The 13,066-nt window shown below is 72.4% G+C and carries 13 protein-coding genes; 8 read left to right on the top strand and 5 right to left on the bottom strand.

Annotated elements, in window-relative coordinates:
- Positions 1-14 precede the first annotated feature (14 nt).
- Entirely contained in the window at positions 15-1,628 is a 1,614-nt protein-coding gene (locus Apa02nite_RS44345) for a methyl-accepting chemotaxis protein (RefSeq protein ID WP_203830495.1), read from the bottom strand.
- A 199-nt stretch (positions 1,629-1,827) separates the two neighbouring features.
- Between Apa02nite_RS44345 and Apa02nite_RS44340 the strand changes: the two genes are divergently transcribed.
- Positions 1,828-2,847 carry a lysylphosphatidylglycerol synthase transmembrane domain-containing protein gene (locus Apa02nite_RS44340; RefSeq protein WP_203830494.1) on the top strand — a complete coding sequence of 340 codons (1,020 nt, stop codon included), beginning with the start codon at positions 1,828-1,830 and terminating at the stop codon, positions 2,845-2,847.
- Here the strand turns inward: Apa02nite_RS44340 and Apa02nite_RS44335 are convergent.
- Complete coding sequence (locus Apa02nite_RS44335) at positions 2,826-3,296, bottom strand: MarR family winged helix-turn-helix transcriptional regulator (RefSeq protein WP_203830493.1); 471 nt, start codon at positions 3,294-3,296, stop codon at positions 2,826-2,828. The genes Apa02nite_RS44340 and Apa02nite_RS44335 overlap by 22 nt on opposite strands.
- Before the next feature lie 73 nt (positions 3,297-3,369).
- Between Apa02nite_RS44335 and Apa02nite_RS44330 the strand changes: the two genes are divergently transcribed.
- Positions 3,370-4,404 carry an LLM class flavin-dependent oxidoreductase gene (locus Apa02nite_RS44330; RefSeq protein ID WP_203830492.1) on the top strand — a complete coding sequence of 345 codons (1,035 nt, stop codon included), beginning with the start codon at positions 3,370-3,372 and terminating at the stop codon, positions 4,402-4,404.
- Between the two features lie 3 nt (positions 4,405-4,407).
- Positions 4,408-5,085 carry an NADPH-dependent F420 reductase gene (locus Apa02nite_RS44325; protein ID WP_203830491.1) on the top strand — a complete coding sequence of 226 codons (678 nt, stop codon included), beginning with the start codon at positions 4,408-4,410 and terminating at the stop codon, positions 5,083-5,085.
- Here Apa02nite_RS44325 and Apa02nite_RS44320 read toward each other — a convergent pair.
- Positions 5,082-5,873, bottom strand: a complete 792-nt coding sequence (locus Apa02nite_RS44320; RefSeq protein ID WP_203830490.1) for a hypothetical protein — start codon at positions 5,871-5,873, stop codon at positions 5,082-5,084. The genes Apa02nite_RS44325 and Apa02nite_RS44320 overlap by 4 nt on opposite strands.
- A 52-nt stretch (positions 5,874-5,925) precedes the next feature.
- On the opposite strand from Apa02nite_RS44320, the gene Apa02nite_RS44315 reads away from it, so the two are divergent.
- The 4 genes from Apa02nite_RS44315 (at position 5,926) to Apa02nite_RS44300 (ending at position 9,549) form a co-directional block, all read left to right on the top strand.
- Positions 5,926-7,551, top strand: a complete 1,626-nt coding sequence (locus Apa02nite_RS44315) for a GGDEF domain-containing protein (RefSeq protein WP_203830489.1) — start codon at positions 5,926-5,928, stop codon at positions 7,549-7,551.
- 128 nt (positions 7,552-7,679) lie between these two features.
- Positions 7,680-8,474 carry an RNA polymerase sigma factor SigF gene (locus Apa02nite_RS44310; protein WP_203830488.1) on the top strand — a complete coding sequence of 265 codons (795 nt, stop codon included), beginning with the start codon at positions 7,680-7,682 and terminating at the stop codon, positions 8,472-8,474.
- A gap of 248 nt (positions 8,475-8,722) precedes the next feature.
- On the top strand, positions 8,723-9,187 hold the full coding sequence (locus Apa02nite_RS44305; protein ID WP_203830487.1) for an ATP-binding protein: 465 nt from the start codon (positions 8,723-8,725) through the stop codon (positions 9,185-9,187).
- A gap of 8 nt (positions 9,188-9,195) precedes the next feature.
- Complete coding sequence (locus Apa02nite_RS44300; RefSeq protein ID WP_203830486.1) at positions 9,196-9,549, top strand: STAS domain-containing protein; 354 nt, start codon at positions 9,196-9,198, stop codon at positions 9,547-9,549.
- Here the strand turns inward: Apa02nite_RS44300 and Apa02nite_RS44295 are convergent.
- Together Apa02nite_RS44295 and Apa02nite_RS44290 are read right to left on the bottom strand one after the other, a co-directional pair.
- Positions 9,497-10,636 carry an alkane 1-monooxygenase gene (locus Apa02nite_RS44295; RefSeq protein WP_203830485.1) on the bottom strand — a complete coding sequence of 380 codons (1,140 nt, stop codon included), beginning with the start codon at positions 10,634-10,636 and terminating at the stop codon, positions 9,497-9,499. The genes Apa02nite_RS44300 and Apa02nite_RS44295 overlap by 53 nt on opposite strands.
- Positions 10,637-10,686: 50 nt before the next feature.
- Positions 10,687-11,268 carry a TetR/AcrR family transcriptional regulator gene (locus Apa02nite_RS44290; RefSeq protein ID WP_203830484.1) on the bottom strand — a complete coding sequence of 194 codons (582 nt, stop codon included), beginning with the start codon at positions 11,266-11,268 and terminating at the stop codon, positions 10,687-10,689.
- Between the two features lie 352 nt (positions 11,269-11,620).
- On the opposite strand from Apa02nite_RS44290, the gene Apa02nite_RS44285 reads away from it, so the two are divergent.
- Positions 11,621-13,066 (top strand): PepSY-associated TM helix domain-containing protein (locus Apa02nite_RS44285; protein ID WP_203830483.1); only part of this gene is annotated, 1,446 nt, incomplete at its 3' end.

The following is a 13,066-nucleotide window of genomic DNA, read 5'->3' as shown; positions in this document are numbered from 1 at the left end:
CGGGTTTTTGCTGTTCAGTAGCGGAACCGCTGGACCAGGGTCTGCAGGCCCTCCGCGGCATCGGCCAGCTCGCCCATCGCGGCGCGGGTCTCGGCCATCCCGGAGCTGGTGCCGGCGGCTCCGTCGGCGACCCCGCCGATCGTGCCGGCGATCTCGGTGGTGCCGGCCGCCGCCTGGGCGACGTTGCGGCTGATCTCGGCGGTGGTCGCGGTCTGCTCCTCGACCGCGGCGGCGATCGTGGTCTGGTACTGGTTGATCTCCGCGATCACCTCGGAGATCTCGTGGATCGAGCCGGCCGCGGCGCGCGCGTCGGACTGGATCGCCGCGACCCGCCCGGCGATGTCCTCGGTGGCCCGGGCGGTCTCCTGGGCCAGGTCCTTGACCTCGGAGGCGACCACGGCGAAGCCCTTGCCGGCGTCGCCGGCCCGGGCCGCCTCGATGGTGGCGTTCAGGGCGAGCAGGTTGGTCTGCTCGGCGATCGACGTGATCAGGTTCAGCACGTTGCCGATCTCGGCGCTCGACGCGTCCAGCTGCGCCACCGTGCCCGAGGCGCTGGTGGCCACCTCGACCGCGGACGCCGCGACCCGGGCGGCCTGCGACGCCGACTCGGCGATCTCCCGGATGGCGGCGGACATCTCCTCGGCACCGGCCACCACGGACTGGACGTTGTCGGACACGTGCCCCGCGGCTTCGGCCACGCTCCGGGAGCGCCCGGACGTCGTGTCGGCGGTGGCGGCGATCGAGGCGCTCATCGTGGCCAGCCGGGCCGCCGAGCCGGCCACCCCGGCGGCGGTCTCGGCGACCGCCTGCACGGTGCTGCGCACCCCGGCGGTCGCGGTGTGCAGTTCGGTCGCCATCCGGCCGATCTCGTCGCGCGAGGCGTGCGGCGCCGCGGACGTCAGGTCGCCGGCCGCCATCGCGGACAGCACCGCGCCGACCTCGTGCAGCGACCGGACGATCCGCCGTACCGTGTAGGTCGCGACCGCGAGGCCGATCAGGATCCCGGCGATCACCAGCACGATCAGCTGTATCCGGGACCGGTGGTACTGATCGTGCGCGGTCGTCATCCGCTGGTCGGCCTCCGCCCGTTCGGCCGTGGCGGCGGTCTGCAGCGCGGCCAGGGCCTTGGTGACCAGCGGGGTCAGCGTGCTCGTCGCCTGCGCCTCGAACTCGTCCAGGTCGTCGGCGCGGGCCGCCGGGATCTGCTTGGCGTCCCGGATGCTGATGTACTGCGCCCAGAGCTGGGTGAACGCGTCGACCGCGGCGGGATCGGTGGCGTGCTGCCGGTACACCTCGGTCGCGGCGGTGACCGCGGCGTCGGCGACCGTCACCTTCGCCACGGCGGCGTCCTTGTCGGAGAGCAGCGCCACGTCGCGGACCGCCACCCGCACACTCACCGCGGCGACGCGCAGGTCGGCGAGCTCCAGTGACGGAATCATGTTGCTCTGCACGATCGACTCGGTGCTGGCGTACACCTTCGACAGGCTCGCGACCGCCAGCACACCCGCCGCGATCGCGGCGACCGCGACCACGCCGACCGCGGTGAAGATCTTGGCGGCGACCGGGAGGTCGGCGAACCATCGGGCGGCCGGATTGCCGGGCCGGCCGGGGAGCGGCGTGTGGGCCATCAGCACGGTCCTTCACCACGGGGGCGGCTGCTGTCCACCACGCTCGTCATCAAACCGACGATACGGACACCGGCCCGCCGGTTCGTGTGGTTCAGCGAAGCCGGGGACGCGCCGGCCCGGACCGTATCGTCGCTGGTGGCTGCTGTGAAGCCCGCCTCCGGATGGGGACATCGGCGGGCCGGGCTGGCATGCTGTGCCGATGCTGTCGACCCTGCGTTCCGGGACCCGGCGCTGGAACGCCGAGTTACCGCCGGTGGTGCGGCGATGGTGGCGTCCCGCGCTCGGCCTCACGGTCACCGTGGCCATCCTGGTCACTCTGCGTGACCAGCTGCCCGATCTGAGTTCCCTGCTGACCGTCTGGCAGGACGTGGATCTGCGCTGGGCCGCGGCCGCCGTGACCGCCGGGCTGCTCTCCCAGGCCGCGTTCGCCGAGCAGCAGCGCCTGCTGTTGTCCGGTCTCGGGGTGCGGCTGCCGCGGGACAGCGCGGTCGCGTTGACCATCAGCGGGGCCGCGGTGAGCATGGCCGTCCCGGCGGGCGCGGCGGTCGCGACCGCTTTCACCTTCCGGACCTTCCGGCGGTACGGGGCGAGCACCGCCGTGGCGACCGCCGTGACAGTGGTCTCCGGCGTCATCTCGATCCTGAGCCTGGCACTGCTCTACACGCTCGGCTGGCTGGTCCGGTCGGACGTCGCCGCCACCGTCCAGGTGCCCGAGGTGCTCGGCGTGGCCGCCGCCCTGGTCGCGGCCGTCGTCGCCGGGCGGATGCTGTGGCGTCGCCGCCCCGCCGTGCCGGTGGGGCCGGACTCCCGGCTCGGCCGGCTGCTCGCCGCCGCCGGGCGGACCACCCGGGAGATGGCCGCGCTGCCGCCCCGACGCTGGGCCTCGGTCGTGACGGCCGGGATGACCAAGTGGGTGCTCGACCTGTTCTGCCTGGCCGCGGCGGCCACCGCCTGCCACGCCACGCTCGGCTGGTGGCGGATCGCGGTGATCTACCTGGGCATTCAGATCGTCCGGCAGATCCCGCTGACACCGGGCGGCACCGGCCTGATCGAGGTCGGCATGCTCGCGGCGCTGGTGGCCGCCGGCTGCAGCCACCCGGTCGCCGCCGCCGTGGTGGTGCTGTACCGCCTGATCAGCATGTGGCTGGTCCTGCTGATGGGCATGCCGGCCTACCTCTGGCTGCGCCGGGACTGGGCTCAGCCCGCCACGTCGTCCTGAAGGTGCGCGCGCAGCGCGGCGGCGATCTCGGCCGCCGCGGTCAGCTGGGCCGGGGTCAGGGCGTCGACGAACAGCTCCCGGATGGCCCGCAGGTGCGGTGCGGTCGCCGCGGCGAAGGCGTCCGCGCCGGCCGTCGCGAGCACCACCTGCGCGCCGCGACTGTCGCCCGGGTGCTCCTCACGGCCGATCAGCCCGCGGCGTTCCATCCGGCCCAGGTGATGCGACAGCCGGCTGCGTTCCCAGCCGATGTGCGCGGCCAGCTCGGACGAGCGCATCCGGCGATCGGTGGCCTCGCTCAGCGCCAGCAGCACGGTGTAGTCGCCGGTGGACAGGCCGGTGTCGTGCTGCAGCCGCCCGGCCAGGCGCCCGCGCAGCACCTCGGTGCTCTCCAGGAACTCCCGCCAGGTCCGCAATTCGTCTCGGGACGGCAGCTTGCGTCGGCCGGGCATAAACCTTCACCTCCGGTGGTTGACGTGTCAATCATAGGCGGTTGACATGTCAATCATCAGGGAGCGCGGCACCATGACGGACCTCATCTTCGGGCTGGACACCTTCGGCGACGTGCCGGAGGACGACAACGGCACGCTCGTCTCGGACGCCACCGCGATCCGGCAGGTCGTCGAGGAGGCCGTGCTCGCCGACGAACTGGGCGTGGACGTGATCGCGCTGGGCGAGCACCACCGCCCGGAATACTCGATCTCCACGCCGGAGACGGTGCTGGCCGCGATCGCCGCGCGCACCTCCCGGATCAAGCTGGCCTCCGGCGTCACGGTGCTCAGCTCGGACGACCCGGTCCGGGTCTTCCAGCGGTTCGCCACCGTCGACGCGCTGTCGAACGGCCGGGCCGAGCCGATCCTCGGCCGGGGCTCGTTCACCGAGTCGTTCCCGCTGTTCGGCTACGACCTGAGCGACTACGACGTGCTCTTCGAGGAGAAGCTCGAGCTGTTCGTGAAGCTGCTCGACGAGAAGCCGGTGACCTGGAGCGGCACCACCCGCCCCGCGCTGACCGACGCCGACGTGTTCCCGAAGACCGAGTCGGGCCGGCTGAACGCCTGGGTCGGTGTCGGCGGCTCGCCGCAGTCGGTGGTGCGCACCGCCCGGCACGGGCTGCCGCTGATGCTCGCCATCATCGGCGGTCAGCCGGAGCGCTTCGCGCCGTACGTCGACCTGTACCGGCGGGCCACCGAGCAGCTGGGGACGGTGGCGCACCCGATCGGGATGCACTCGCCGGGGTTCGTGGCGGACACCGACGAGCAGGCCAAGGAGCTGTTCTACCCGTATTACAAGGTGCAGCGGGACCGGATCGGCGCGCTGCGCGGCTGGCCGCCGTTGCGCCGGGCCGAGTTCGACGCCGAGGTCGGCAACGGCTCGCTCTACGTCGGCTCGCCGGACACCGTGGCCCGCAAGATCGCCCGCGCGGTGACGGCGCTCGGCGTGGGCCGCTTCGACATGATCTACACGGTCGGTGCCCAGCCGATCAGTGCGCGCCTCAAGGCCGTCGAGCTCTTCGGTACGAAGGTGCTGCCCCAGGTCCGCGACATGCTGACGGAGAAGTGACCCATGACCACCCTCGGCATCCTCGGCGCCGGCAAACTCGGCACCGTGCTCGCGCGGCTGGCCGTCGCGGCCGGTTACGACGTACTCGTGGCGGGTTCCGGTGACCCGAAGAAGATCGCCCTGATCGTGGAGGTGCTCACCCCGGGCGCGGTCGCGGTGACCGCGGCCGAGGCGGCCGCGCGTGCCGACGTGGTGGTGCTGGCGCTGCCGCTCGGCAAGTACCGCACCCTCCCGGCCGGCGCGCTGGACGGCAAGCTGGTGATCGACGCGATGAACTACTGGTGGGAGGTGGACGGCATCCGCGCCGACCTCACCGACCCGCACACCTCGTCCAGCGAGATCGTGCAGGCGTTCCTGGCCGGGTCGCACGTGGTGAAGGGCTTCAACCACATGGGGTACCACGACGTGGAGCAGGAGGCCCGGCCGGCCGGCGCGCCCGGGCGCAAGGCGATCGCCATCGCCGGTGACGACGCCACCAGCGTCACCGCGACGGCGGCGCTGGTCGACGCGCTCGGCTTCGACCCGGTTCGTGCCGGGGCGCTGGCCGAGGGCGTACGGATGGAACCGGGCGCCGGGCTCTTCGGCGCGAACACCGACGCCGAGCAGGTCCGTGCCCTGCTGGCCGCGTTCCCGGAGTCGGACCGGGGCCGCGTGGTCCATGCGGCCCGCTCCGCGGCTTAGGGGTTCCAGTCGACGAGGATCCGGGCCTGGTCGAAGTGCCGGGCGGCCAGGTCCTTGCGCCGGATCAGCCAGAAGATCGTCGCGCCGCCCGGCCGGGCGCCGTGGAACTCGGCGACCAGCACCCAGTCCTCGACGTTCGCCTCGGTCTCGTCGAAGTCCCAGTCCCCGTCCTCGGGCCGGCCGGCCGCCCGGACCGGGTCGACGCCGTTGTCGTCGGTGCCGTACCCGCCGAGCAGCAGCGGCTGCCACAGTCCCCGGTCGGCGAAGACCTCGCGCCACACCGCGGTCAGCTCCTCGGACCGGTCGTGGCCGGGGACCGTGCCGACGTAGGGCAGTGAGACGTCGACGCTCAGGTGCAGGTCACCGGGCGCCAGCAGGGCGTAGACCTCGGCGTACTCCGGATCCTCCGGGGTGAGGCCCTCCGGGAACTCCGGGCGTTCCCGGACGTCGGCGCCGGCCGGCACGTAGACCATCCGGCCCCAGCCGTCCTCCTCCGGCCAGCCGAACAGCAGCAGCGAGCCGTCGGCCGGCAGCGGCAGATCCGTCGCGCCGGCCGGCAGCGCGGCCAGGTCGATGCCGGCGATGAGCGGGAACATCGGGTCCTCGGCGCCGGCGGGCAGCAGCACCGGCCCGCGGATCGCGCCGGCCACCGGCCCGTCACCGTCCCTGGTCAGCACCGCACACGGGCGGGCGAGCCCGAGCCAGCGCTCCACGTCGGCGGCGGGGATGTCGCGCCGCAGCGCCTCGGCCCGGAACTGATCGATGATCTGCGATTCTCGATTCGTCACCCGCAGGACCGTAGAGCACGGGTACGACAGTCACGCCGCCCGACATCTCAGGATGGCCCCGGCCCGGCCGATGACCCTGAACGTGGAGACACCCGACGTCGCGCTCGACATCGAGCTCACCTTCCTGGAGGACCGTCCCCGGTACGGCATGGACCTGGACGAATGGTTCACCCGGGCGGTCGAGGCGGAGGCGGCCGCGCGGGAGCTCGGGCGTACCGACATGTCGATGCGGGCGCAACTGGTCGAGGCCGACATCATCGGCCGCCGCGGCGATGTGATCACCAGCGGGCAGATCTGCCGCCAGGTCAACGCGTGGGCGATCGAGAACGGCCACCCGCGTCTGCTGGTGCTCAGCCACCTGCGGCTGTCGCCGTACTTCGGTCAGCTCGGTGACTACCCCACGGCGCTGGAGCACGCGCTCGACGCCATGAAGGCGGTCGCCGAGATGGGCGACGGCGCCTCGGCGTTCCTGCGCTGGCGCAGCGTGATGGCCCTGGCCGACGCCCTCGCGGACGTCGACGACATCACCGGTGCCCGGCTGCGCTACGCCGAGGCCGAGCGGCTGTCGATTCCCCTGCGCGACGTCCGGGTCCGGCTCCGGGTCTTCAACAACCTGGCGTTCACCGAGCACCAGGCCGGCGAGAGCGAGCTGGCCGAGCGGGCCGTGGCCCGGATCCTGCAGCTCGCCGCCGAGCACGACGTCACGCTCGACTACAACACGCTCGACACGGTGGCGAACGTCCAGCTCGGCGCGGGGCGCTTCCTGGAGTCGGTGCAGACCCTGCTGCCGGCCCTCGACGACGAGTACGCGATCGCGTACGAGGAGGTCGGCTCCCGGGCGCAGTGCCTGGTCACCCTCTCCGGGGTGCACCGCCGGGCCGGCGAGCTGGACAAGGCGCAGGACGCCATCGACCGCTGCCGGCTGCTCTGCGAGCACCGCCGGCTCTCCGGCGTCGCCGTCGACGTACGGCGCGAGCAGGCCGAGATCTGGGCCGCCGCGGGCCGGTACGCCGAAGCGCTGGAGGAGTACAAGGCCTTCCATGCCGCCGCGATGGCGCTGATCTCCAGCGAGCGCGACGCCCGGGCCAAGACCCTGCACGCGATGTACGAGGCCGACGAGGCCCGCCGGGCCGGCGCCCGCGCGCAGGAGCTCTCCCTGCGGGACCCGCTGACCAGCCTGTTCAACCGCCGGTTCGTCGACGTGGAGCTGCCGGTCCTGCTCGGCCAGGCCGAGGAGGACCGGGTGCCGCTGTCGGTGGCCGTCGTCGACCTCGACCACTTCAAGCGGATCAACGACACCTGCTCGCACGAGGTCGGCGACCGGGTCCTGCGGGTGGTCGCCGAGCTGCTGACCACCGCGGCCGCCGGCGCGCCGGGCGCGTTCGCGGCCCGGCTCGGCGGTGAGGAGTTCCTGCTGGTCCTGCCGGGGATGGACGCCGCGCAGGCGTACCTCTGGGCGGAGCGGCTGCGGGTGGCGATCCAGGGCTACGGGTGGCGGCCGACGACCGGGGACGTGCCGGTGACCGCCAGCATCGGCGTCGCGACCTCGGCCGAGGGGTTCCGGACCCAGGAGGCGCTGCTGCGCCAGGTGGACGTCCACCTCTACGCGGCCAAGGAGGGCGGCCGGAACCGGACCTCCGACGGCCCCCTCGAAATGCTCATGCAAAAAGCATCATGAACCACTTATGCATCAACCTAACGGTTTGATATAGCTGACCGTTCGGGTGGTTTCAGACGTTCGGATCTTCGGGAAATACGTGCGCCACCGACACCCTCCCGTAGTGGTCGAACCGAGGAGCAACCAGCATGACTGTCATCGCTGAAGCCGCAGTCGAGACCGACGCGTCGGCGAGCACGGACCAGGCCGGCGACCTGATCAACGCGATGGCAGCCGTGCCGGCCGGCCATCCCTCCCGGCCCGCCATGCGGGACCGCGCGATCGAGGCCTGGCTGCCGCTCGCCCGGCACCTGTCCAGCCGCTACGCCAACCGCGGCGAGCCCCGCGACGACCTCTACCAGGTCGCCGTGGTCGGCCTGATCAAGGCGGTCGACCGGTTCGAGCCGGACCGCGGTGTCGACTTCGCCGGCTTCGCGATCCCGACCATCGTCGGCGAGCTCAAGCGGCACTTCCGCGACAAGACCTGGTCGGTACGCGTGCCGCGCCGCCTGCAGGAGCTGCGCCTGGCGATCACCGCGGCCAACAACACGCTCACCAACGACCTGGGCCGCTCGCCCACGGTGGCCGACATCGCCCGGCACCTGGAGATCAGCGAGGACGAGGTGATTGAGGGCCTCGAGGGCGCCCGCGCCTACAACTCGACGAGCCTGTCCACCCCGGTCACCGAGGGTGGCTCCGAGCTGGGTGAGACCCTGGGCGGCGAGGACTCCGCGTTCGAGGAGGCCGAGCTGCGCGTCGCGCTCGGCCCGGCGATGTCCGCCCTGGACGAGCGCGAGCAGAAGATCATCACGCTGCGCTTCTACGGCAACCTGACCCAGTCGCAGATCGCCGACCAGATCGGCATCTCACAGATGCACGTGTCCCGGCTCCTGACCAAGGCCCTCACCAAGCTGCGCCGTGGCCTCGACGGCGCGCTGGTCTGATCGTCCGTCGCCGGGTCCGGTCTCCTCGGGGTAGGAGACCGGTCTCGGCGCCATCACGACCGCGACGAGTGGTTCGGCCGTGTCGATCCTGGGGAACGCTGCGGTCACGAATCGGGACATGACCTCACAGTCGGCGCTGACGTGCCGTACTTCAGGTTTCCGCGCTGAATCTTCTGCAGAGGTACACGGGGGCGATGGAAAATCCGGATCACGGCATAGTCGGAGCCGATCGGGGGCACAGGCGTGCGATGGAGCCGATCCGCACCTCACCGCCACCGCCGCACGCCGCGCAGCTACGTGTGTGGACCCTGACCAGCACCGCCGAGCTCCAGCAACTGCGGGCCGCCCTGCAGCAGGAGCTGAGCGGCCACCCGATGCTCCCGGACGACGACCACGGTGACGTGCTGGACGGGATCGTGCTGGTCGCCACCGAGCTGGCCACCAACGCGATCCGGCACGGCCTGCCGCCCACCGAGATCCGTCTGCTGCGCAGCGACGATCACCTGATCCTGGACGTCGCCGACCACGACCTGACCACGATCCCGGAGCTGGCCGACACCCGCCCGCTGCACGCCGGTGGTCACGGCCTGCACCTCGCCCAGGCCTTCTCGCTCGACGTCGGCTGGTACGCCACCGAGGACACCAAGCACATCTGGGCGATCTTCCCGACCCAGGGCGAGTCCCGGGTGGGCAGCGCGGCCGGCCCCTGGTAGGCGATCACGTGACCGACGACTACTACACCATCGCCACCGGCCCGGCCGCGGCCGACGCCGGCGGGGTGGCGACCGTGCGCGTGACGCTGGCCGGGTCCTTCGACATCGGCGCCCGCGACGAGTTGCGGGACGCGCTGCTCGCCGCGGTCGACGCGGGCGCCCCCGGTGGCCGGGTCCTGGTCGACCTCGGCCAGGTCCGGTTCGTCGACTCGGAGGCGATCAGCGCGCTGATCCAGGGCTACCTGTCCGCGGAGACGGCCGGCCTGAGCCTGCGGCTGACCGGGGCGACCGGCGTCGTCGCCAAGGTGCTCACCGTGATCGGCCTGGATCACCTGCGGGAAGACCCGGCGCCCGGTTCGTGAGGCCGGCGTCGCCGCCGTAGTGGGCCAGCAGTCGCGGGTCCATGATCCGGCGCCAGAGCGGCGGGATCAGCGCGACCAGCAGCATGGTGGCGTACCCGGCGGGCAACTGCGGTGACGCGTCGAACGTGCGCAGGGTCTGGTAGCGGCGCAGCGGGTTGGCGTGGTGGTCGCTGTGCCGTTGCAGCTGGAACAGGAACACGTTGGTGGTCAGCCGGTCGCTGTTCCAGCTGTGCCGCGGGTCGACGCCCTCGTACCGGCCGGTGGCGGTGCGCTGCCGCAGCAGCCCGTAGTGCTCCAGGTAGTTGACCGCCTCCAGCGTCGTGAAGCCGACCACCGCCTGTAACAGCAGGAACGGCAGCGCGCGCACCCCGAACACCCCGATCAGCAGACCGAGAACGGCCACGGTCATCACCCAGGCGTTCAGGATGTCGTTGCGCGGGTGCCAGGGGCTGCGCCCGCGGAGCCGGTGCCGGCCGGTCTCCAGGCGCCAGGCCGACCGCAGGCTGCCGAGCACCGTGCGCGGCCAGAACCGCCAGAACGACTCGCCGAGCCGGGAACTGGCCGGGTCCTCCGGGGTGGCGACCCGGACGTGGTGGCCGCGGTTGTGCTCGACGAAGAAGTGCCCGTACCCGGTCGGGGCCAGGGCGATCTTGGAGAGCCAGCGCTCCACCGTCTCGCGCTTGTGGCCCAGCTCGTGCGCGGTGTTGATGGCGATCCCGTTGACCAGCCCGGCGGTCAGCACCAGCCCGAGCCCGCCGATCACTCCCGGACCGCGCACCCAGGCGGCGCAGGTGACGACCAGTGCGGCGTACTGCGCGGGCAGGAACAGATAGGTGATCCACCGGTAGTAGGGCGACGCCTGCAGCGCGGGCACCGCCTCGTCCGGCGGGTTCGCCCGGTCGTCGCCGACGAGCAGGTCGACGAGCGGGATGACACCGAGGATGACCACCGGGGTCAGCCACCAGAACCACGGCGAGGAGGTGGCGGTGGCGAACAGCAGTGCGGCGAACGGAAGGCCGGGCACCACCAGGGCCAGCGGCCAGAGGGGGCGTTTCCGGTCACGCCAGGGGAGTGCGGCGACAGCCATGCCATCGATGCTTTACATTCGAGCCGTTGGTGTCAAGTGTATGGACACAGCTAGCGCAGAAGTCGAACAAACACCTCGGCCAGGGCGCTCGCCGCCGTCGCCGTGTCCGCGCTCGGCCGCACCACGTGGCTCACGGTGAGCCGCACGATCGACTCTCCGGCCAGCGCGACCACCCCGGGGTCGGCGTCCGGCAGGCTGGCCGCGGCCCACTCGTCGATCACCGCGCCGGCCGCCGACAGCAGCAGGTCCGACCGGGTGGTGAGGAACGGCAGCAGCTCGTCGGGCGCGCCGGCCAGGATCGACCGCACCAGTGGGTTCTGATCGGCTTCGGTCAGCGTGTGCAGGATGGCGGCGTGTGCGGCGGCCCGGACGTCGGCGCCGTGCTCCCGTAGCCGCTCACGCACCGCGACGGTGAACCGCTCGATCTCCCGCGCGGCGAGCGCCTGGGCGAGCCCGTCCCGCCCGTCGAACTCGTTGTAGACCGTCTGCCGGCTGACCCCGGCGGCCTTGGCCACGTCCGCCATCCGCACCCGGCCCCAGCCGTGTCTCACGGTCAGCTCCCGGGCCGCGTCGACCAGGCTGTCGCGGAGCCGTGCGCGGTTGGCGTCCCGATAGGAGGGTGCGGATTCCATGACCCAAAACCTTATTCGGTACGGATACCGAGCGCCCCGCCGCAGGCGACAAGCCGAGTCCCGGGCCGGTCTCGCGCGATACCGCCCGCCGCAAGGCCGCAGCGCGCCTCCCGGCCTCGGCTGGCGCTGGCGGTTGCCTCCCGGCTGTCGAGACAGCCGCCAGCACCGGCCGGGATCGTGCGCCTGACCGATTTGTCTCGCCGGCTGACGGGGCGGGAAAGTTCTGAGAAAAAGCTGGGAACCAGCGGGGCGTCTGCGGCGACTACGCAGTCGACGCCCGAGCGGAACGGCGTCGACTGCAACCCCCTGGATGCCGGCGCCCCCGCGCCGCCGACCTCGACGAGGACAGCCGATGGCCGTGACACCCGAGCTCAGCGCACCCGAACAGGTCGAGACCCCGGCCCGAGCCCCGCGACAACCGTCCGCGCTCGGCGCCCTGCTGCTGCGCCTGCACTTCTACGCCGGTGTGCTGATCGCGCCGTTCCTGCTGGTCGCGGCGCTGACCGGGCTGGCGTACACGATCACCCCGCAGCTGGACTCGATCGTCTACGGCGACGAGCTCACGGTGGCCGCGACCGGCGGCCAGACCCGGCCGCTGGCCGAGCAGATCACCGCGGCCCGGGCCGTGCACCCCGGCGGGACGCTCACCGGCGTACGACCGGGGGAGGGCGACGCCACCACCCAGATCGACTTCAGCTCGCCGGAGCTCGACGAGGAGCACCTGCACACGGTGTACGTCGACCCGTACACCGGCGCCACGACCGGGCAGCTGACCACCTGGTTCGGGTCCACCCCGCTGAAGACCTGGCTCGACGACCTGCACCGCAACCTGCACCTGGGTGTCACCGGCCGGCATTACTCCGAGCTCGCCGCCAGCTGGCTCTGGGTGATCACCCTGGGCGGCGTGGTGCTGTGGTGGCGGCGCCTGCGGGGCAACCGCACCGCCAAGCGCCTGCTCGCTCCGGAACTGGGCGCGAAGAAGGGTGTCCGGCGTACCCGGAGCTGGCACGCGGCCACCGGGCTCTGGCTCACCGCCGGCCTGCTGATCCTGTCCGCGACCGGGCTCACCTGGTCGCGCTACGCCGGCGGCAACTTCCACGAGGCGCTGGACGCGATGCGGGGCGGTACGCCGTACGTCAGCACGACAGTGACCGGCGAGGCTGCCGCGACCGGCGGTCATCACGGCGGGATGGTCATGCCCGGTGGGGAGGCCCCGGTCGACCCGGCCGCGATCGACACCGTCCTGGCCGCCGCCCGCAAGGAGGGCCTGACCGGGCCGGTGACGATCGCCGTCCCCGGGGACGCCGCCACTGCCTGGACCGTCTCGCAGAACCGCCCGCTCTGGCCGGTCGCCGCGGACAGCATCGCCATGGACTCCACCGGCCAGGTCGTGGACCGGGTCGACTTCGCCGACTGGCCGCTGACCGCCAAGCTCACCAAATGGGGCGTCGCCGCGCACATGGGCGAGCTGTTCGGCCCGGTCAACCAGATTCTGCTGGCCGCGCTCGCGATCGGCCTGATCACCGTGATCATCTGGGGCTACCGGATGTGGTGGCAGCGCCGCCCGACCCGCGTCGGGCGTCAGGCCCTGGCCGGCGCGCCGCCGGCCCGGGGCAACTGGGTCAACCTGCCGCTGCCGGTGATCGCCGCCGGGCTGCCGGTCGTGTTCGCGCTCGGCTGGTACCTGCCGCTGCTCGGCGTCCCGCTGCTGGCCTTCCTGGCCTTCGACACCGCCGTCCAGGTGATCCGGCCCCGCCGCCGCCCACCCGTCCCGACCAGCCCCGCCCCGGCCGGCAGC

Source organism: Actinoplanes palleronii (assembly GCF_016862315.1).
Taxonomy (GTDB): domain Bacteria; phylum Actinomycetota; class Actinomycetes; order Mycobacteriales; family Micromonosporaceae; genus Actinoplanes; species Actinoplanes palleronii.
This window is presented reverse-complemented; position numbering and strand designations above follow the sequence as displayed.